The following is a 20,430-nucleotide window of genomic DNA, read 5'->3' as shown; positions in this document are numbered from 1 at the left end:
CAAAAAAAAGCGTTTTAGCCTATTTTAATAGCTTAACAAGGCCAAATTAGCGTGGATTTTGCTTAAGAGAGATCTCTTTGATGGCTTTATCCGTATAAAACTCTTCTTCGGTACAATTAGAGTTACCATCAGAGAATATAATTACACAGCACTCAGTAGGGATATATTGACCACCTTTTTCTCTGACGGTTCTGATACCTTTAAAGCCAGTGATGTCAAACTTGCTTAATTTATCTAGATTATGATTGGTATAACCACAGTAAGTGGTGTATATCCATTTTAAATCTTCGAAATCTTGACCCTTTGTCAGGGTAAGTTTGGCATCAAAAAGCTCTTTTACGATGGCGTCATAGTATTTCTGCGCTTCTTTAAGCGTGTTAAAGACATAATCTTTGCTTTCTATCGTAACGGTTTTGGCGGCCATGTTTATTTCCAGTGAAGAAGTTTGATAAAGGATATTTAATAGTCTAAAGGTAATAATACCTATTAATAACGAAAAAGGGTCAGAACTGGCCTGACCCTTCTACATTCAAAAATTTCAGTTAATCGACTGTTTAGTAGATAAATTATTCAGTAGCTAAACTATTCAGCAGCCAAAAAGTCTGGCAATTCTGCCGCTTGTTTCTCAAGCTTTTTCAGTTTCTTTTTACCTAGGCCACCCAGTACATCAACCGCATGACGCAAGCGAGTTAGCGTCATATCAGCACCGATAATCGCCATAGAGTTCATGACTGGCGTCGATGACGTGCTACCAGCGATAGCGATAAAGAACGGCGCCATAAAGTCACGCATCTTAATATCGAGGTGAGCGGCCAGACCTTTTAGAGTGGCGTAGATGTTTTCTTCCGACCAAGTCGGTAAGACTTCTAGCTGCCATAACGACAGCTGAAGCATCTCGATGATTTGTTCAGGTGTCAGTGATTTATGGGTAAAGTTTTCGGCATTAATATCAGGTAGGTTTTGGAAATAGAAACCACCCCAATTAACCGCATCAGATAGCAATTCGATACGTGGCTGAATCGCCGCTGCAATAGCAGTCAGCTTGTCACTGTTGCTGGCCCAGTCGAGGATTTTGTTCTTTAATTCTTCAGGGGTGAGGGCGCGTAGCCATTCTGCGTTTAGCCAGTTGAGCTTTTCGATATCGAAGATAGGGCCGCCAAGTGACACACGTTGAATATCAAAGCTAGCAATCATTTCTTCTAAGGTAAACTGCTCAGCATCATTTGGCATTGAGTAGCCCATACGACCGAGATAGTTGAGCAACGTTTCAGGTAGCACGCCTGCATCACGATAGTAGGTGATAGAGGTTGGATTTTTACGCTTAGACAGTTTTGATTTGTCTGGGTTACGCAGTAATGGCATGTGGCAAAGTACTGGCATCTCCCAACCAAAATATTCATAAAGCAACTGATGCTTAGGCGCAGAGTTCAACCACTCTTCACCGCGCATCACATGACTGATGTCCATTAAATGGTCATCGACGACATTGGCTAAATGGTATGTTGGCATGCCGTCTGTTTTTAGCAGCACTTGCATGTCGACTTGGGTCCAAGGAATCTCAACCGTACCGCGCAGCATGTCATGTACTTGGCAGATGCCTTCGGTAGGCACACGCATACGAATCACATGCGGTTTACCTTCAGTGACCAATTTTTCGGTGGTTTCTGGTGCAAGATGAGCACAGCGACCGTCATAACGTGGGGTCTCGCCATTGGCCATTTGCTCAGCACGCATGGTATCTAGCTCTTCACTGGTACAAAAACAGCGAAACGCATGATCTTTTTCTATGAGTATCTCAGCGTGTTTGGTATAAATGTCGCTACGCTCGCTCTGACGATAAGGGGCGTGTGGACCACCGATATCGGGACCCTCGCTCCAGTCTAGACCGACCCAACGTAGTGCGTCTAAAATCATTTGTTCTGATTGCTCGGTTGAGCGCGTTTGGTCAGTGTCTTCGATACGTAAGATAAATTCGCCGCCATGCGCTTTAGCAAAGGCCAAGTTAAATAGTGCGATGTAAGCTGTCCCTACGTGAGGAAAGCCAGTGGGTGAAGGCGCGATACGAGTACGGACAGGGCGTGTTGATGCTTGGGTCGATGTTTGGGTCATAGGAATCTCAAAATACGTTTGTTAATGAATTTAGCAGTGAAAGAGGGTAATAAAAAATCGCAATGACAAATATGAATGAAATATTTGAATAAAAAATACGGATGAAACAATAGTCGTCAAAGTAGAAAAATAGCGTAAAATATAGCGCTAGTATAACAGAGAGATAGGATATTTTTAATGAAAAGCCCTTCTAGCGCTTGACTACAGATATATCCTTGCGATAATAATGCTAAGCAAGGCATAACTTGTTTATTTTCATCTGATTTTTTACTATTACTGGCCAATATGGTCGCCATCTACTGAGTCGTTTGTGTCACTATTAAATAATAAGCCAGAAAATAAGCCACTATCTAACGTAAATCATACTGAAACTGCTGACGATACCCACTCTGACGAATTAAGTTTTGTTCATGATGCCGTGCTTCTACCAGAAACAGTCGCTGCCGTCTTGGGTGTCAAATCTTTGCCGAAGCAAACAGGCAATGATGATCAAAACAGTGTCGATCAAAACAGCCTTAACATAAGTGGCATCTACGTTGATGCGACCTTTGGGCGCGGTGGTCATAGCAGGCTACTATTAAGTCAGCTGGCCGATGATGCGCAGCTGATTGTTTTTGATAAAGATCCGACAGCCATAAGCGTGGCTCAAGAGCTGGCAAGTACAGATAGCCGTGTGAAAGTGGTTCATGACAGTTTTGCGACATTGACGGACAGTCTAGCAGCCATGGGTATCGTGCAAGTTGACGGCTTGATGGCGGATTTGGGTATTTCCTCACCGCAGATTGATGATGGCAGTCGTGGCTTTAGCTTCATGCGTGATGGTGCTGTTGATATGCGCATGGATACCAGTCGTGGCCAATCGGTCGCTGAATGGCTGATGAAAGTCGATGATGAAACGTTGGCTAATGTGCTTTATGACTTTGGCGAAGAGCGTCATAGCCGCCGTATTGCACGTGCGATTAAGCAAATGGAGAGCTACAAGTCCACGCTTGAGCTGGCAGAAGTGATCAAAGTGGCGCATCCTAACTGGCAGCGCGGCAAGCATCCGGCGACTCAGAGCTTTCAGGCAATGCGCATTTTTATTAATAATGAGCTTGGCGATGTCGATGCCTTTTTAGAACAAAGTATCCCAATTTTGAAATCCGGTGGACAGCTTGCGGTTATTAGCTTTCACTCACTTGAAGATCGCCGTATCAAGCAGTTTTTGCAGCGCCATAGCAAAGGACAGTATCCAGAAGACGAAAAGCTACCGATGCCGCCCAATCGTCCACGTTACTTTAGCAAGCCGAAACGTGTGGGTCCAAGCAAAGCTGAAACCAGTCAAAATCCACGCTCGCGTAGTGCATGGTTGCGCATGGCAACACGTACGGATATCGACTATCTGCCTGTCAGCGACCAGTAGAGTCTAGGTAGTTGGTACATAAATATCTACTTATTCTAAGTACTTGGACATATATGTGCTTAGAAATATAAGTGCTTAGATGTTTCAACGCTTGGGCATAGTATTTGGTCACCTATCGGTTTATGAGATAGGACTGATGTTTTAATGGTTACGTGGCTGTTAAAAACCTGTAAACATTTTCTGCTAGGCTCGACAGTTGCTTTCTTTTTTGTCTGTTTGGTTTTACCTTTATCTTTTCTGATGGTGCTGATGGCTCATGAGTGTTGCATCACTCATAGACGGTTATCGCTTTTTATATTTTGAAGTTCAATTTTTGAGATCGTCATGGCAATATCTGACAAACCGACAAAACGTCGCGCCGCACCGCCCTATAATAACGATATCGGCGAGCTATTCGTGCGCCGATTTAATGTGGTCAGTATCTATGTGGCAGTGCTATTGATAATAGCTGCCGCGATTGTGTGGAGCGGTATCAAAACAGCAGAAGGCGTTCAGCAATATCATCAGGACTATAAAACCTTGCAAGACATGAAAAAACAAGAGCGTAAGCTACAAGTTGAGCACCAGCGCTTGCTCATTGAACAACAGACATTTAGTGCGACACCGCAAATTGCCAGTCGTGCTGTGTCTGAGTTGGGTATGTTCTCACCAACCCTTAAAGACAAGCTCATTATCCAGCCAGGAGCCGCTACGGTATTGGTACCAGTGGACACTACTGATTCAGATGACGAAGAGTCATATGCTGTTGGACCACGGGCTTCTACGGATTTGTCTCCTGATGTTACGGAAGCGGAGGCAGGACAATGAGTGATAAAAAACCTGTCAAAAGTACCAGAAAAAAACCAGCCAGCGGTAAGGTCACTAAGCCATTGCGTCCTGCTAGCGCGGCTAAATCTGGACAAACGAGCAGTAAGCCTGAAAAACAATCTTCTGGTAACCGTAAAGCCAAACTATTTGATCGCCTAAAAAAGAATGAAGATAAGGGTGCCTATACCAGCGTCAAAAATCAAAAAGCCAAAAGAGCATTTTTGGGTAAGGCGTCTGGCGCTTCCTCTCGTGGCGGCTTTGAGCATGATAAGAATCGCTTCCGTACTATTTGGGGTATCGCACTGGTCGTATTGGGATTACTCATAGCTCGTGCGTATTATTTACAAGTCGCTAATGCCCAGTTCTACCAAGACAAAGGTAATGAGCTTATTACCAGCGTGCGTACGCAAAAATCCTATCGTGGCATGATTACCGATCGCAATGACCTGCCATTAGCCGTCAGCGCACCACTTGCCACCGTGTCTTTTAGTCCGCATGATTATTCGCGTGAATATTATGAACTAAAGCGGATTATTCTTACCAACCCTAGCAGTCCACAATTACAGGCGCGTATGCAAAAGCGTCTAGATAATATGGATCTGACCACGCTTGCTGCTGCTGCCAACATCTCAGTCGACGAGTTAAAAAAAGTCACCGCCATTGATGACAGTATTGATGTCACTGACGAAGTAGCAGTAAAAGCCGCACTGCCGTCGGGCGCAGGCTCGCATTATCTGCCATTGTTGAATAAAGTAACGCCTGAGATTGCTCAGAGTGTCAGCTCGCTTGATTTCCCTGGTATCTATGAAAAGAATTTCTTTCAGCGCTATTATCCGCAGCCGCAACCAAATTCGCAGTTATTGGGCTTTATGGGACAAAGTGCGAGCGACCCTGAAGGGGGTTATGAAGGTCGTGCCGGTATCGAGCGTCAGTATGAAACCGAGCTGGCAGGTGATGATGGTAAAGTATTGGTATTAAAAGATGCCAAACAAAACAGCCTAAAAGAAATTAAGCAAATTGAACCCGAAATACCGGGTAAAGATGTGGCATTGACCATTGATTCGCGCTTGCAGTATTTGCTTTATAAAGAGCTAGAAAAAGCAGGTCGTTTACAAAAAGCACGTTGGTCAACAGGTATGATCGTCGATGTGCAAACGGGTGAAGTTCTTGCACTGTCGACATGGCCGTCATTTAACTCAAACAACCTAAATGAGATGACTGGTGAAAACCAGCGTAATCGTGCACTCCTTGATGTGTTTGAACCGGGTTCAGTAATGAAGCCATTTACGGTTGCTGCCGCCTTGGATTCTGGTAAATATACACCGACCTCTTTAATCGATACCAATCCTGGATCTATTCGTGTGCGTGGCTATACCATTCGGGATCACAATAATCTGGGTATGATTAATCTGGCAACGCTATTACAGAAATCTAGTAACGTAGCGTCGACTAAGATTGCGCTATCACTGCCAGCCGATGCTATTAGTAATATGCAAAGGCAGTTTGGTTTTGGTTCGAAGACACCATTAAAATTCCCTGGTGAAGGAAGTGGTCTGGTTGTGACACCAAAAGAGAAAGAGACAGCACGCCGTGCAACCGTCAGTTATGGTTATGGCCTACAAGTGACTCTGGCGCAGGTGGCGCAAGCTTACTCAGCGCTAGCCGCAGGTGGCGTCATGCATCCATTGACCCTAATCAAAAATGATAAGCCGCTACCGAGCAAGCGTATTATGGCGCATGAAAAGGCAATGTCGATTGTCCAAATGCTAGAAAGTGTCACCGAGCAGGGTGGTACGGCAAAAGCTGCCGCTATCGATGGTTATCGTGTCGCTGGTAAAACAGGTACATCGCGCCGTATTAATCCAGATGGCGGCTATTATACCGACCAGTACCGCAACGTCTTTGCTGGTATGGCGCCAGCGTCCAATCCAAGATTAGTGGGTGTAATGCTCATTGAAGATCCTCGCGGTCAAATTTATGCTGGCTTGACGGTAGCCCCTGTATTCCATAACGTCATGAAAGAGGCACTACGTCTATATAATGTACCTTTGGACAAGCCGTTAAAAACGGAAGAGCCATAGCAGTAAAAGTGTAACTGACCGTTTTTCAATGTTTAGCGCTTAATTATTCGATTTGTTTTAACCATTTAGGATTTGCCAATGACTATCTCATCGCCGAACAATGCTCCTGTTACCTTGCAACAATTGCTTGAAGTCAATAGCAGTCATAAACAGGGTTTACAGCAGGTATGGACGGCGATGGTAGCAGCATCGGCTAATCAGGCAGCGACTCAAGACAAGTCAAATCATATAAATGTAGTCGCTAACATCCCATTTCACCAGTTCCGTTTAGACAGTCGTCAGCTTGAAATGAACGACGCATTCATTCTCTTAAAAAGCCAAACACCAAACTGTCAAAAAAGCCGCGACTATCTATCTCAAGCTGCTAAAAATGCGGCTTTTATTCTATCGGAAGTCGATCCTATTGCTCTGTTTACTACGGCTAATATATCAAGTTTTACCGATATCACCTCATCTGGAGATAGCGCTTTGCATGCACAGCAACAATTAGCTGCGCTATCTTGTCCTGTATTATACGTACCCAATATCCGTGATTTTCTAGGTGATTTAATCCAATCTAATTTGCAGTATCAACAACCAGTGACTTTACCAAAGGTCGTTGCAGTAACGGGCACCAATGGTAAAACCACTATCAGTCAATTGGTGGCGCAATTAACCCAGTTAACTGGCATGAGTAGTGCAGTGATGGGTACAGCGGGTAATGGTCGACTTGGTGCATTGGTACAAGCCAGCCATACCACGGGTGATGCCTTAGCGGTCCAGCAATTCCTATATCAAATGGGGACAGAGAATGCTGAACTCTTAGCATTGGAAGCTAGCTCTCATGGATTAGATCAGCAGCGCCTGCAAAGCATGCCAGTATCTGTGGCGATTTATACCAATTTGAGTCGTGACCATTTAGATTATCATGCCGATATGGCAGAGTATGCATCGGCAAAAGCCAAGCTGTTTGATAGAGCTCATTTTCCTGATTTGACGCATGCTATTATCAATATCGACGACGAGTATGCACAGGTTATGATCGATACGGCGCAGGCCAGCGATGTAATCGTTTGGACCTATAGTTTAAATCCATCAAAAACAGCTACCTTTGTGGCGGCTGACATTAAACCAAGTCTACAAGGTGTCGAAATTACCCTGCGTAGTGATATTAATAGTAATGGCTCTGGTAATGAGAAGATAAGCAACATAAACATCGTAAGTCCGTTATTAGGACGCTTTAACGTTGCTAATTTGCTCGCGGCTATTGCTGCTTCAGTGGCGCTTAGTGTGAACTCAAACGATTTTGATAATGGAATATACAGTGACGTTGAGCGTATAGCCGCCGTTGTGCCGCAGTTACAAGGTGCTGTTGGACGCATGCAGCGTGTGCCGTCTAATGATGGCTGTTTTATCGTGGATTATGCGCACACGCCTGATGCATTGAGCCAAGTGTTGGCCAGTCTCAAGACTCACTGTAAAGGACAGCTGTGGGCGGTGTTTGGCTGTGGCGGCGATCGTGATGCTGGCAAGCGTCCATTGATGGCACAAGCAGGATTGGCGGGTGCTGATCAAGTTATTTTGACGGCTGACAATCCACGTACCGAAGATCCCAATGTGATTTTACAAGACATGCAAGCTGGCATGAGTACAGAGCAATATCAACGTACGCATATCGAACCTGCCCGCCAAGCAGCCATTGAGTATGCTGTCAGTCATGCCGCTGCCGATGATATTGTTGTTATCGCTGGTAAAGGCCACGAGACTTATCAAGAGATTAATCACGTCCGTTATGATTTTGATGACAGTATCATTTTGCAGCAAACGCTAGCGCAAGCGGGCCGAGTATAGGCAATTGGCCATGACGGTTTTTACGTCACAATCATTTAAAAGTCTAGGGTCTGTTGAACATTCAAATGTGGTGCTGGCAGTCACTATTTTTTTAGACAATATGCAGTGAAATTTTTGATGCCTAGTTATTCTAGGTGAAACAATTTCGCCATATATTGGCAAAAACTAGTACTGCCCTGAAAGGCTGATGCTAAAATTATCCCAAACGTTGTTACAAGCCTAGCTAAGGTCTCGACATTATCGTCGACTTGCGCCTAGTTTGGTGCAATTTTAGCCATCAGCAGCCCTAATATTTGAATGTTCAACAGACCCTAATATTTATAAAAATTAAGTAGTCATCATATAAGGTAATCACTATGACAGCCGACAACGATACTGCCACTCAGTCGCAAGGGCTGTATGTCTGGCAAGTAGATAATTTGCTTGCTGCGACAGCATCTCTTGATGGTCATTGGCAGTTATCACCAGAACAAATAAATGCAGGACAGACCGAGTTACCAAACGACGCTGTCACTGGCAATCGTATCGCTACCGATACTCGCACGATAAAGCCGGGTGATATATTTTTAGCGCTGAGTGGTGACAATTTTGATGGTCACGATTATATCGATATGGCGGCATCACAAGGTGCTATCGCTGCTATCGTATCGCGTCCTATTACCAGTCCAAACAGTATTCCGCAGTTGGTAGTGAGTGATACACGCTTGGCGCTAGGGCAATTGGCCGCTTTTCGTCGCCAGCAGCATAAAGACTTGACCGTGATTGCCATTACTGGCTCTAGCGGCAAGACCACCTGCAAAGAAATGCTCGGCAGTATCTTTGGCCGATTGGCACCGACACTGATTACCCGTGGCAACCTCAATAATGATTTGGGCGTACCGATGATGCTGCTTGAGCTGTCGGATCATCATCGTTATGCTATCTTAGAGTTGGGCGCCAATCATATTGGTGAGATTGCCTATACGACTGAAATTGTTCAGCCTGATGTAGCTTGTATCCTAAATATTGGCACTGCGCATCTGGGTGAATTTGGTAGCCGCGAAGGTATCTGTCAAACTAAGGCAGAAATTTATAGCACATTAACCAATGACCAGTTTGCGATTGTTCCTGATAAGGATGATTTTACCAATCAATTACGCCGTATCGCTGAAAAGCAGACGTCTCATGTAATTGGCTTTGGTAATACTGATGTTAGTGCTAGCCATCTCGATGTAGAGCCTGAGCGCAGTGAGTTTAAGTTGCATATTGGCAGCCAAGTTCATGATATCAACTTGCCACTAGCTGGTGAGCATAATGTCAATAACGCCTTGGCCGCCGCTGCTTGTGCGCACGCGCTCAATATTGCTGTCAGTGACATCGTAATTGGGCTTGAAAATGCCCGTCCAGCCAAAGGCCGTTTGAACAGTCAGTTGCTTGGTATGCATCGCTTAATTGATGATACTTATAATGCCAACCCTCATTCGGTACGTGCCGCTGCCAAAGTATTGGCCGCGCAGACTGGTACGCAAGTGATGGTGTTAGGTGATATCGGTGAGCTCGGTGAAGCAGCTATCAGTGAACATCAAAGTTTGGGTCGTACCATTGCGACCACAGGCATCAATGTGCTGCTTTGTGTTGGTGAGTATGCCCCTTATACCGTGGCTGGCGCGCAAGAGATTGCTGATATTAGCGCCCATGCATTTGCGGATAAAGACAGTTTATTACAGTATTTACAGCCATATTTGCAAGCGCAACAAGCGAAGCCTTGTACTGTGTTGTTCAAAGGCTCTCGTTCCATGGAAATGGAAACTCTTATAAATGCGCTAGTCGAGGAGTAGGCGGTGTTAGTTTGGTTGTTTGGCTGGCTTGGCCAGTATTATACGCCGTTTTCTGCGGTTTCTTCATTGACGTTGAGAGCATTACTTGCGGTCGTGACCGCGCTTGCTTTTAGCATGGCGTTGGGTGGACCTGTCATTCGACATCTGCGTTCGCTCAAGTACGGTCAAGCGATTCGTAATGACGGACCACAATCGCATTTGGCTAAAACGGGTACCCCAACCATGGGTGGTGTCCTGATTCTCAGTGCCATTGGGGTATCGACGCTATTGTGGGCACGTCTAAACAATCCTTATGTCTGGATTTTGCTCGTTGTCATGGTTATTTTTGGGGCAGTAGGCTGGGCAGATGATTGGCTCAAGATTAAATATAAAAACCCCAAAGGCCTAATCGCTCGCAAAAAATATTTTTGGCTATCGATGGGTGCATTATTTGTCGGTATATCTTTGTATTATATCGCGACGTTACAGCCAGATATTGCAACTACTCGCGAGATGCAGGATTTGTTATTGCCTATCTTTAAAGACTGGATGATTCCATTTTCGGCAGTGCCATTTGGTATTGGTTTTATTATCTTTACCTATTTTGTGATTAATGGTGCTTCTAACGCTGTCAATTTGACCGATGGTTTAGATGGTTTGGCCATCTTGCCAGTGGTTTTAGTCGCGGCAGGTTTGGGTGCGATGGCCTATGTATCAGGTGATGTACGCTTTGCTGATTACTTACATGTGCCTTATATCGCTTACAACTCTGAAGTCATCATTGTCTGTGGCTCGATGATTGGTGCAGGGCTTGGCTTCCTATGGTTTAATGCGCATCCGGCACAGGTATTTATGGGTGATGTCGGCGCACTTGCCCTCGGTGCGATGCTCGGTACGATTGCGGTTATGACTCGTCAAGAGATTGCCTTCGCCATTATGGGTGGTTTGTTCGTCGCTGAAGCGCTATCGGTTATGCTACAGGTTGGCTCGTATAAACTGCGCAAAAAACGCGTTTTCCGTATGGCACCATTACATCATCACTTTGAAGAAATTGGCTGGAAAGAAACGCAAGTGGTGGCAAGGTTTTGGATTATCGCTATCATTCTTGTTATTTTAGGTCTAATGACTCTAAAGCTACGTTAACTTTAAAGCTATGTCGATATCGTCATTCTGATTGACGTTGAACCAATCTCAATACTGTTGACTAAAAAGCCACTTCAAATCCATTTGAAGTGGCTTTTTGTTTTCCAGCCATCACGTTTTTAACCGCTTCTTTTCTGCATGAACGAGTGCAAATTTTGCTAAAATGTCAGTCATATTTGTATGACTTTGAGAAACCTGTGTCCTTATTTATCTGCCCCCTTTGTCAATCTCCACTACAGCCTGCTGCGGATACATGGCGCTGTGATGGTAGCTTACACCCTAAGCAAACAGCACATCCATTTGATGTGGCGCGTCAGGGTTATGTCAATCTGCTACCAGTACAGCAAAAAAAATCTAAAGCCCCAGGCGACAGTCAGCAATCTATTGAGGCTCGCAAGCGGTTTTTGCATGCTGGGCATTATCAGCCATTAAATGACTTAATTTGCCAAAAAATGGTGGCGTTATTGTCATCAAATGAACAGGTAAATTGGTTAGACATTGGTTGCGGAGAAGGCTACTACACACAGTCAATGGCGCAACTGGGCACGGAAGTGATAGATACTTTAATCGCTGCTGATATCAGTAAGCCTGCTGTGGTTGAGCTGGCTAAAGTGAGCAAAATGGCAGCTCAATTGTGGTATCAACAAAACGAACAACCATCTACCCAGACGACAGTAATCTACCCACTGGTGACTAGCGCCGCACACCTACCATTACGCGCTCATAGTATGACGGGCATCAGTAGTATTTTTAGTCCCATTTTGCCAGAGGCTTTTGCTGAAGTATTGGCTGATGATGGCTATCTAATCATTGCCAAGCCGGATGCAGGTCATTTAGCAACGATGCGTGATGCCTTGTTTGATGATGTTCGCGAGCATGATTCTGATAAATTTTTAACAGAGTTGTCACCGTATTTCACGCTATTAGATACTCATCGTGTCAGTACAGAATTGACGTTATCAGCAGGTGATTTGGCTGATTTAATGACCATGACCCCTTATGCCTATCGTGCACGTAGCGAGAAAAGACAGACGTTGCTAGAAGCTGTGGAAATGAAGCCATTTAATACTGAGGCAAAGTTTGTGGTTTATGTCTTGCAAAAGACGACTGATAAGTAGCTGCTTCTAACAGTGTACCTATATAGGTATACCGTACTGATGACTAGAATAGGGCTAGCATTAATACTCTCCTAGTAGCCAACCACTCACAAAGGCAAAATACTCACGAAACCAAGCATTATAGCGGATGAGTAAAGGGGTCGGACTGGCGACAGTGATTGGCTGCTGATAGCCTTGATGCTTGGCGATACTGGCTGCACGAATGGTATGAAAGTCACTGGTCACAATAGCGATGGGCTCAGCGATAGACAGCCCGTTTGCTTCTAAGATGTCTCGGCTATTGGCTAAATTCTCTTCGGTACTGGTACTTTTACCTTCTTGTAAAATACGCTCGAATGCGATGGCATGTGATTCGTGTAGATACGTTGCCATAATATCGGCCTCGCTACGTGTACGCTGAAAGCCCACGCCACCACTGGTTATGACCAGTGCATTAGGTTGTGATTTGATCAGTGGTACAGCGCTATCTAGACGCTTGGCGAGAGTCGGTGTTGGTTTGCCTGCTACCGTTCCTGAACCCAATACAATAATCGCTGCCACGGTCGGTGCAGGCCCTTTGCTAAGCGTAATCTGCTGCTGTAATGACCAGATAAAAAGCCCAAAGCTAATGAGCCAAAGCGTAAATGCAGCCCACAGTCCATACCATAAACGATTTAACCAAGGGTTTTGGCAGCAATATTTGCGAATGGCTTGCCAAAATAGTCCATGAGCGACAAAGATAATCCCTAATAGCAACGGTGCTACCGAGCCAAAATTAATTTTGCCAATAGCCATTAAAGCAATACAGTCAACGATGATCACGATACCGATAGTGAATAAGATGACGCGATTGATGGTAAATAATAATTTTGACATAGAAATAATACGCTTGTATGTAGATAACCGATATATTGGAGAATGGTTTTAAAAGTGCCGAGTCTAAGATTATCACAGTCGTACATTATGATAGATGGATAGAATATGGATTCTTCAGGCAAATAAAAAAGAGCTCCCTAATTGGGAGCTCTTTTTTTGAAAGATATATAAAACTGCTATTTAAACAACCTCTAGCGATGCATACCACGGACAGGATAGTTGTTTTCTGGATTTCTAATAAAAGCCAAGCCGCCAGCCAGCACTTCTAGATCTGGACGGGCAAATGGTGCATTTGAAATATCGAGGATTTGGATATTACCTTCTGCATTGATAACAAACAGACCAGGTTCAGCGAATGGATGATCAGTTTCTTTCTCTGAGCGTGGGTCAGAGATGTATAGACCTAGCGTGTTCATCTGCTCAACAGTTAGACCGTAAGCGATAGGGAAGTTAATATCTAGCTCTTCTAGGTGGGCGTTTAATTGCTCTTTACTATCACCTGAGATGGCGATGATATCAACGCCTACCTTAGCAAACGACTCTTTTATAGATTCAAGCTGAGTGAGGTATTGAGTACATTTTGGGCAATGTTTACCGCGATAGACAACGACCATCTTCCAGTCATGACCATTTTCGGGCGTACCTAATGATTTTACTTCGCCATTTAGCATGGTTACGTCTATCTCTGGGAATTTTACGCCAGCATGAAGTTTTTGAGTGTAGTCTGTTGACATTATTTTTATCCTTATCGTTTTATTAAAAAGTTATTTATGTTGAATTTGATTGATCGTTCAATATGCTCAGTACCGATACTACAAATAAACGCTCAATAATGAAGTTGGCTTTTTGTTAGCGAGTGCAAGGTTTTATGAATGTCGGTATCCTTTTTATTTTATGAATCTAAAACGTATCTTCAGTTCCTTTAACTATTAATTATAGATATTTCTAATAGGAGCTATCACCAAACGTATCCTCGTAGCTGTCATACATTTAACCTCGTATCTCATTGCCTTTTTCGAGTCTCTTATATAGGTTTTCGTCTGCAATCGATACAACCAAATAAACACTATGTATCCATTGGACAGATATAACCACTTCTTATCCTAAGCCTACTCACCACGCTGTGCTATCAGTTCATTCCACACTGGTTATTCATTGATAAAAAGCGAGTGGTAGTTAATGGGATAGTTGAGCTCGTATTTTGGCATGCCCTTTTAAGTAAGATGTTCATATTTATCACAAAATATATTCATGGAAAATGATGAATATTTCTGCTATACCTAGTTATACTAATTAATTTGGTTAGTTTATCTAATTAAATTAATTGGCTGTATGGATTTCTAATCTTACGTATCGGAGTTAAGCAACCATAAAGGATTATAACTATGAAATTAGCAAAAGCTGTACTCGCCAGCATCTGTATTTTACCGTTAGCCACCATCTCTTATGCTGAGGACGTTGATCCCCAAAACTTACGTATCTCTGAAACCTCAATGATGAGTGTCAATGAAGCAGCACCATCAGCCATGAAAATGCATAACGAACATGACCACATGAGCGAAAAGTCAAACACCATTCAAGACGGTAGCGATGTAGAAGTTGATGCTGAACGAGGATGGCGCTGGCCTTGGCAGAAGAAGAACAAAGAAGTAGCGACACCTGAGCGTCCAAAGTGCTGTTAGTTCATTAACTATAAAGGACTACCACGATGAAATTATGGAAAGCCATTTTAACTAGCATTTTTATTTTTCCGTTAGCTATCATCTCTCATGCTGAAGACGTTGACACCCAACACTTACGCATCTCTGAAACCTCAATGATGAGTGTCAATGAAACAGTGCAACCAACCATGCAGAAAAAAGAAAAAGTACCGACAGATAATAAATCCAGTGCCATTAATAATTCAAATGATGTTGAAATGGATAAAGAACAAGGTTTCAGATGGCCTTGGCAAAGAAGAAAAGACAAAGCTCTTGAAGCTATCGAAGACTTTAAGAATCAATCAAGACCCTGAAGAGGCTCAGAGAGAAAATCCATCATGTGGATCATTTGATGGTAAACCTAACGTAGTTTTTTACAGTAGTTTCAGCTATTCATAGTGGTTTGTTGATATTAAATACTTTTACACAAGGATGTATATTATGAATATTTATAAGCAAATAACGATACTGACACTGAGTATGTCTCTAATAGGGCTCAGCCATGCTGCCGATGATATGGCAGGTGCCAAAAGTGGTATGACTGTAACGGAAAACAGTGCGATTGCGGCGTGGACGCATAATTGGAGCACCACTGGGAAAGAGAAGAAAAAGGGCAAGGCAAACATGGTGTCCTCAAAGGTGAACGTGCCGTTGGAAGAGGATGCATCGCAAGTAGCCCTAACCGAGTTTGCTGAAAAAAATAACATGACGAACAAAAGCTACGGCGAGGTTTGTGGCGCATTCGTTGAAAGTGAAATGACTGAAACTAAGCGAGGAGGTCATCGTTGGGGCAAGTCTGACTCGCATTGGCCCAAAAAATCTTTTAAGATTTTTAAAGCACGCGAATTTACGAGCGGTGAAGAAGAACTGGCGAAAAGCGCAGGTCATCTATTTGGCAAAACCCGCAAAACTCATAACTGTATCACTACTAAAGTAGGGATCAACGATGAAAACGTTGAGCTTGAGTCTATGAAACTAACAAAATAATTGAGCAATGCTATATATGCTATCTACGAGTAGAACAAGGTGACAGTTAAACGTTTAGCTGTCATTTTTTATGTACTAAGCCACATTTTGGAGAGTATTCATGAAAACCTTTTGTTACCTACTGGTGAGTCTGCTTTTTTTGTACTCTGCTCAAGCCAATGCCCTAAATACTAACGAGAAAATGATCAATGAGCTGTATCAGGATACTGAGCTTGATATTGATAATGTAGATGACGTTTTTGCATACGTGCTATCACAGACTGACGATACCCTCACTATTTACCCTTCAGAGGGCTATTATTACTTTAACTTTTACCATCAAGGCAACTTAATAAAAGGCAATATGTTGGTAGGTCATAAGTTAAGACAGCAGGGCAGCTTATCCTTTATATATTTTTATGACATAGCCGGCAAAGAACGAGGTGAGTTTAAAACGCATCATAAACTATATAAGTCATCAGACATATTTAGCCTGAAAGAGCATCAACCTAACTTATATCAATTGACCTTCAAAAATATCAAAAAAAACCTTGAGATTAATCAGATAGAGCCGGATGCTGATTTTGTAAAGACGCTTGAGATTCAAGGTTTTGAAGTCAACCTACCAATGATGGATGATTCGGGAGTCACACTCTATTTGGCATTTCATCCTACTACCAATAACTTCTATTATATTAATCCTTTATCCAGAGATGATGAATTTTACTATCCTTTTAGCGACGTACTTAAAGTGGGTGCTAGGACTCAATTTGTGTACTTGCCTATGGAAAAGTTTGCCATATTAGTAGGCGTTAATGCCAATAATGTTTATAAAAACAACTATTACGATGGCCCTTTTGATCAGCTCCCTGACGAGGCGTTAGCTAATATAGACTATAAGTCTTATTTGTATCGAGTAAATCCAAGTTGGAAAGATAAAATATATGATGATGGTTATTTTATAAACGACCCAGATGCTCGTGTTGCACTGACCAATTATTTTGAATATCTATCGCTTGATGAACTCAAAAAAATCCAACCTTGTGCGTCTGATAAAAACCCGCTGCAATGTTTAGAAGACAGTGGGATGCGTTTTTGATTTTGCACGATGCTGTCTAATATAAGAACACTGCTAGTCATCGCCATACGTTGCATGGCGATTAATGATAGTAGATCAGGCGAAGATATAGTCTATGGGATTTCCATAGTAAAAAACGCAATAGGACTTAACATTTATTAAAGTTTATCTAAAGTAAAAGTTGATATTATATTCTCAATATAATGAATTCATCATTTTGTCACTACAATTTTTGAGTGAGTAATGACAAGTAGCCACGATGGTTAGACAGGTGCATACGTATATAGTCTGACTATGACTAATTTTCAAATATCAATCCAAACGAGAGCGTGTTATGACCCTTATAAAAACGGCTCGAGCTTTCAGCTTGCTGGCTATTGTCACGGCCATACAGGTTTCATCACTGACCTCTGCCTACGCCCATGATCCTAGTGCACATACTCTGCCTGCCAAAGAATGGCAGATCACCGGCCAGCCTAGTGTCGCTGCTGATTTTATTAAATTAGAAGACGACATGGTTTATCTAACCGACAGTCACCATCAGCTACTCTCTTTCAACTTGTCAGACTTTTCAGCCAATGATCAAACCTATATTCTGGAAAAAAACGCCCATATTCAAGCGATCAATCAGCTAGCAGTGATTGAAAATCTAGTAAGTAGTAATCAATTAACGGCTATCCAAAATACAAGCGATACTACTGTTATCGCCAATGATAATGGGACTGCGCTAAACAAAATTGATGCGGAAAGTTCTGTTATAACGGATAACAGTGACATGCGCTCTGTTTTATTCTTCTACCTGTTGGGTGGCTTGGTCTTAGCGAGTGGTTTGGTTTTCTTCTATGTTTTGAATATACGCCACAAAAAAAACCGAACCTCAAAAGTAGCTTATTCAGTTTTTGGTGTATTGGGTTCAGCTGCGTTGCTTGTGGCTTGTAGCAGTACTGAGACGGCCCAAAATATCGGTGAAAAGACTAAAGAGGCGGTTGCTCATTTGCCAGTACCAGCCAATGATATTGATTTTATGACGTCAGTATTTGGCTCATTCGATAACGTCAGTACCCATCATGATGATAAATATCTGTATGTCGAATCAAATGGTGTCCCAAGCCATGAAATGATGACCGGTATCACCAGTTGGCAACAGCAAGTACCTATCGACCAGGATTATACCAATGAGAACAGTTGGGTCATTCCCTTACAGCCTGAGCTTGCCGATGAGCCTTTAATGGCCAAAGACAATTTTATGAAAGGGGCCATCGCTATTGCAGCTAATGGCATTCCTATATTCAACCCATTAAACAATCGGGGTGAGGACGCCAAAGCATTCGGAGAATTAGACAATTGGGGCGGGCATTCTGGACGCGCTGATGACTACCACTATCATCTTGCACCAACCCATCTACAGTCACAAGTTGGTGAAGGTAAGCCCATTGCTTATGCGCTAGATGGTTTTCCTGTCTATGGTGAAACCGATGATGAGCTTGATGAATATCTAGGCAAATTCAATGAAGACGGTAGCTATGAATACCATGCTACTTCAGAGTTTCCGTATTTAATTGCCGGTTTGCGCGGTAAGGTTACTGTGAACCCAGATACGACAGCGCCAGAAAATGAGATTGCACCGCAAGCGCATACGCACGGCGTTCGTCCAGCGCTAACGCCTTTGCGCGGAGCTGAGATCACAGATTATAAGATCATAAGTCCGACTCAATACAGTCTAACGTATACCCATGACGGTCAAGAGCATAAGCTTAACTATGGTTGGGGCGCTACTGAAGCGACTAAAGATACTTATACTTTTGAATTTATTGATCCAGAGGGTACGACCGTACAGACTTATAAACGCACTGATGACATACAGAAAAAATAGTGTGCATTCAATGATAATGATCAGTTATAGAAATAATAAGCTGATTTCAAAAACCATCTTATATAATGCTAAGGAATCCTAATGAAACCTATTTTAATACCTGCTTTGCTAACCACGACAGTATCTGCTGTATTGCTGGCGGCGTGTAGCCAAACTCAGATAGACTCAGCGGCTACCGATGCCAATGAGCAAACGACAACATCAGTAAATAGTAGTGCAGATGCCAGCAGCTATACTGGCACCGCTAGCTTAACCCAAGGTGTTGCTCAGACTGACGTGACAAACGCCTATGAATGTGACCGTGGTCGTCAAACCAACATCGGCAGTATCCAGTCAACTGACGGTAAAACATGGACAGTACCAGCAGCGACCAATTTGCTCAATACAGATTTCCCAGTGGCATCCGACTTAAACAACCCTTGTACGAGCAACGACTATCGCACTGCAAGTGAAGCTTTAGCTCAACTTGATGGTTCGGACATCATTGAAGTAGACGCAGATGGTGAGGTGTATACCGCTTATGTCTTTGCAGATAATTACTTTGAGATGTACGTAAATGGCGTAGCAGTCGGACGTGACAATGTACCGTTTACTCAGTTCAATTCAAACATAGTGCGTTTCAAAGCGAAAGCACCGTTTACCGTTGCTATGCATTTGGTGGATTGGGAAGAAAACTTAGGTGTTGGTTCAGAGAGTAATAATGGCTCAGAATTTCATGCAGGAGATGGTGGTCTAGTCGCTGTGATCAAAGATAAAGATAACAACATCATCGCCAAGACTGATGAAACCTGGAAAGCACAAACCTTTTATACCGCACCTATTAGAGACTTGTCCTGTGTTAGTGAGTCAGGTAGCGAGCGACTGTCTAGTAATTGTGTTACCACAGCTAATGTACAAGACGGTTCGGCAGATTATGGCCTGCACTGGGAATTGCCTACCAACTGGCAACAAGCAGACTTTGATGACTCTAGTTGGCCGAATGCCACCACCTATAGTAACCAAACCATTGGGGTAGACAACAAATCAGCTTATACCAATTTCATAGATATTTTTGATAATGAAAAAGCAGATGCTGAATTCATTTGGTCAACCAATGTAGTACTCGATAATGAAGTTATTGTACGCTACACAGTAAATGGATCATAAAATCTGGAAAGTATTGGTGTTGTTCCAAACGAGCTGACAACACACATATTTAGGTTGGCAGGAATTATTTTAGAAAAATGGAGCAAGCCATCTATATCGTTGGCTTGCTCTAGTCAATCCTCTATAAATTGGGTATGGTGTCAGTCTCGCTTAGCCTGCTACTTGTAGTGCTTTCACTCGGCTTCCTTGTATCCAAATCATATTGAACCGACTATATATAACCTAAAAATAGGTCATACGTTAGAAAAAACCTCGCTATTTGTATGAGTATCCAATGCGTACTCTACATACACGATATGCGCATAAACTACTGACTAACAAACGTCACCGTCTTAGTGCCATTCGTAGATGGCTGACTTAGTGTCACCTTGCTCTCCAAGATATCGCCTTTAGCATTGATCTTGTAGCATTCTGATGAAGTGCTTGCCATTACTTACCTATTGACACGAGTCATGCTCAGCTAGAAAAACACATACCAAGCCTGCCTCTATGGTGGAACTGTATTTGAAAGAGTAAACGTAGCTAA

18 protein-coding genes are annotated in these 20,430 nt (G+C 43.0%); 13 read left to right on the top strand and 5 right to left on the bottom strand.

The genetic code is table 11. The features are described from left to right. Window positions 1-46: 46 nt before the first annotated feature. Together DFP82_RS10490 and gltX are read right to left on the bottom strand one after the other, a co-directional pair. Window positions 47-424 carry a hypothetical protein gene (locus DFP82_RS10490; protein ID WP_110923682.1) on the bottom strand — a complete coding sequence of 126 codons (378 nt, stop codon included), beginning with the start codon at window positions 422-424 and terminating at the stop codon, window positions 47-49. A 158-nt stretch (window positions 425-582) separates the two neighbouring features. Next, window positions 583-2,109, bottom strand: coding sequence for a glutamate--tRNA ligase (gltX, locus tag DFP82_RS10485; RefSeq protein ID WP_110923681.1), 1,527 nt, complete (start codon window positions 2,107-2,109; stop codon window positions 583-585). A gap of 310 nt (window positions 2,110-2,419) precedes the next feature. Between gltX and rsmH the strand changes: the two genes are divergently transcribed. From rsmH to DFP82_RS10445, 7 genes are all read left to right on the top strand, one after another. Next, window positions 2,420-3,511 carry a 16S rRNA (cytosine(1402)-N(4))-methyltransferase RsmH gene (gene rsmH / locus DFP82_RS10475; RefSeq protein WP_281269554.1) on the top strand — a complete coding sequence of 364 codons (1,092 nt, stop codon included), beginning with the start codon at window positions 2,420-2,422 and terminating at the stop codon, window positions 3,509-3,511. Between the two features lie 324 nt (window positions 3,512-3,835). Continuing rightward, on the top strand, window positions 3,836-4,318 hold the full coding sequence (ftsL, locus tag DFP82_RS10470; RefSeq protein WP_110923679.1) for a cell division protein FtsL: 483 nt from the start codon (window positions 3,836-3,838) through the stop codon (window positions 4,316-4,318). Then, entirely contained in the window at window positions 4,315-6,399 is a 2,085-nt protein-coding gene (locus DFP82_RS10465) for a peptidoglycan D,D-transpeptidase FtsI family protein (RefSeq protein WP_110923678.1), read from the top strand. The genes ftsL and DFP82_RS10465 overlap by 4 nt, the downstream gene beginning before the upstream one ends. Window positions 6,400-6,477: 78 nt before the next feature. Next, entirely contained in the window at window positions 6,478-8,229 is a 1,752-nt protein-coding gene (locus DFP82_RS10460; RefSeq protein WP_181416298.1) for a UDP-N-acetylmuramoyl-L-alanyl-D-glutamate--2,6-diaminopimelate ligase, read from the top strand. Window positions 8,230-8,585: 356 nt separating this feature from the next. Next, window positions 8,586-10,046, top strand: coding sequence for a UDP-N-acetylmuramoyl-tripeptide--D-alanyl-D-alanine ligase (locus DFP82_RS10455; protein ID WP_110923676.1), 1,461 nt, complete (start codon window positions 8,586-8,588; stop codon window positions 10,044-10,046). 3 nt (window positions 10,047-10,049) lie between these two features. After that, entirely contained in the window at window positions 10,050-11,168 is a 1,119-nt protein-coding gene (gene mraY, locus DFP82_RS10450) for a phospho-N-acetylmuramoyl-pentapeptide-transferase (protein WP_110923675.1), read from the top strand. Window positions 11,169-11,365: 197 nt separating this feature from the next. Then, window positions 11,366-12,286, top strand: a complete 921-nt coding sequence (locus tag DFP82_RS10445) for a putative RNA methyltransferase (protein WP_181416297.1) — start codon at window positions 11,366-11,368, stop codon at window positions 12,284-12,286. Between the two features lie 60 nt (window positions 12,287-12,346). Here DFP82_RS10445 and DFP82_RS10440 read toward each other — a convergent pair whose 3' ends face one another. Beyond that, on the bottom strand, window positions 12,347-13,141 hold the full coding sequence (locus tag DFP82_RS10440) for a YdcF family protein (RefSeq protein ID WP_110923674.1): 795 nt from the start codon (window positions 13,139-13,141) through the stop codon (window positions 12,347-12,349). A gap of 191 nt (window positions 13,142-13,332) precedes the next feature. Then, window positions 13,333-13,875 carry a redoxin domain-containing protein gene (locus DFP82_RS10435; protein ID WP_110923673.1) on the bottom strand — a complete coding sequence of 181 codons (543 nt, stop codon included), beginning with the start codon at window positions 13,873-13,875 and terminating at the stop codon, window positions 13,333-13,335. 651 nt (window positions 13,876-14,526) lie between these two features. On the opposite strand from DFP82_RS10435, the gene DFP82_RS10430 reads away from it, so the two are divergent. The 6 genes from DFP82_RS10430 to DFP82_RS10405 all read left to right on the top strand — a co-directional run bounded on the left by DFP82_RS10430 (window position 14,527) and on the right by DFP82_RS10405 (window position 19,904). Continuing rightward, on the top strand, window positions 14,527-14,823 hold the full coding sequence (locus DFP82_RS10430) for a hypothetical protein (RefSeq protein WP_110923672.1): 297 nt from the start codon (window positions 14,527-14,529) through the stop codon (window positions 14,821-14,823). Between the two features lie 26 nt (window positions 14,824-14,849). Then, a complete protein-coding gene (locus tag DFP82_RS10425) occupies window positions 14,850-15,155 on the top strand; it encodes a hypothetical protein (protein ID WP_110923671.1) in 306 nt (101 codons plus the stop codon). Between the two features lie 127 nt (window positions 15,156-15,282). Then, window positions 15,283-15,828 (top strand): hypothetical protein, encoded by a 546-nt coding sequence (locus DFP82_RS10420; protein ID WP_110923670.1) that lies wholly within the window; start codon window positions 15,283-15,285, stop codon window positions 15,826-15,828. Window positions 15,829-15,928: 100 nt separating this feature from the next. Continuing rightward, window positions 15,929-16,906 (top strand): hypothetical protein, encoded by a 978-nt coding sequence (locus DFP82_RS10415; protein WP_110923669.1) that lies wholly within the window; start codon window positions 15,929-15,931, stop codon window positions 16,904-16,906. A 313-nt stretch (window positions 16,907-17,219) separates the two neighbouring features. Beyond that, window positions 17,220-18,758, top strand: coding sequence for a YHYH protein (locus tag DFP82_RS10410; protein ID WP_220034738.1), 1,539 nt, complete (start codon window positions 17,220-17,222; stop codon window positions 18,756-18,758). A gap of 81 nt (window positions 18,759-18,839) precedes the next feature. Continuing rightward, the gene (locus DFP82_RS10405) at window positions 18,840-19,904 is read left to right on the top strand and encodes a hypothetical protein (protein ID WP_181416296.1); all 1,065 of its coding nucleotides are present in this window, start codon (window positions 18,840-18,842) and stop codon (window positions 19,902-19,904) included. 307 nt (window positions 19,905-20,211) lie between these two features. On the opposite strand, the gene DFP82_RS14890 is transcribed toward DFP82_RS10405, so the two are convergent. Next, window positions 20,212-20,334, bottom strand: coding sequence for a hypothetical protein (locus DFP82_RS14890; protein WP_281269553.1), 123 nt, complete (start codon window positions 20,332-20,334; stop codon window positions 20,212-20,214). Window positions 20,335-20,430: the final 96 nt, after the last annotated feature.

The organism is Psychrobacter fozii (genome assembly GCF_003217155.1).
GTDB lineage: Bacteria > Pseudomonadota > Gammaproteobacteria > Pseudomonadales > Moraxellaceae > Psychrobacter > Psychrobacter fozii.
Note: the sequence above shows the minus strand (reverse complement) of the source record. Positions and strands in the feature narration are given on the sequence as shown.

Excerpts from the sequence above, each read along its gene's own strand:
- DFP82_RS10490 (WP_110923682.1), bottom strand. The coding sequence starts at position 424 with ATGGCCGCCAAAACCGTTACGATAGAAAGCAAAGATTATGTCTTTAAC.
- gltX (WP_110923681.1), bottom strand. The coding sequence starts at position 2,109 with ATGACCCAAACATCGACCCAAGCATCAACACGCCCTGTCCGTACTCGT.
- ftsL (WP_110923679.1), top strand. The coding sequence starts at position 3,836 with ATGGCAATATCTGACAAACCGACAAAACGTCGCGCCGCACCGCCCTAT.
- DFP82_RS10465 (WP_110923678.1), top strand. The coding sequence starts at position 4,315 with ATGAGTGATAAAAAACCTGTCAAAAGTACCAGAAAAAAACCAGCCAGC.
- DFP82_RS10460 (WP_181416298.1), top strand. The coding sequence starts at position 6,478 with ATGACTATCTCATCGCCGAACAATGCTCCTGTTACCTTGCAACAATTG.
- DFP82_RS10455 (WP_110923676.1), top strand. The coding sequence starts at position 8,586 with ATGACAGCCGACAACGATACTGCCACTCAGTCGCAAGGGCTGTATGTC.
- DFP82_RS10440 (WP_110923674.1), bottom strand. The coding sequence starts at position 13,141 with ATGTCAAAATTATTATTTACCATCAATCGCGTCATCTTATTCACTATC.
- DFP82_RS10435 (WP_110923673.1), bottom strand. The coding sequence starts at position 13,875 with ATGTCAACAGACTACACTCAAAAACTTCATGCTGGCGTAAAATTCCCA.
- DFP82_RS10430 (WP_110923672.1), top strand. The coding sequence starts at position 14,527 with ATGAAATTAGCAAAAGCTGTACTCGCCAGCATCTGTATTTTACCGTTA.
- DFP82_RS10425 (WP_110923671.1), top strand. The coding sequence starts at position 14,850 with ATGAAATTATGGAAAGCCATTTTAACTAGCATTTTTATTTTTCCGTTA.
- DFP82_RS10420 (WP_110923670.1), top strand. The coding sequence starts at position 15,283 with ATGAATATTTATAAGCAAATAACGATACTGACACTGAGTATGTCTCTA.
- DFP82_RS10415 (WP_110923669.1), top strand. The coding sequence starts at position 15,929 with ATGAAAACCTTTTGTTACCTACTGGTGAGTCTGCTTTTTTTGTACTCT.
- DFP82_RS10410 (WP_220034738.1), top strand. The coding sequence starts at position 17,220 with ATGACCCTTATAAAAACGGCTCGAGCTTTCAGCTTGCTGGCTATTGTC.
- DFP82_RS10405 (WP_181416296.1), top strand. The coding sequence starts at position 18,840 with ATGAAACCTATTTTAATACCTGCTTTGCTAACCACGACAGTATCTGCT.
- DFP82_RS14890 (WP_281269553.1), bottom strand. The coding sequence starts at position 20,334 with ATGGCAAGCACTTCATCAGAATGCTACAAGATCAATGCTAAAGGCGAT.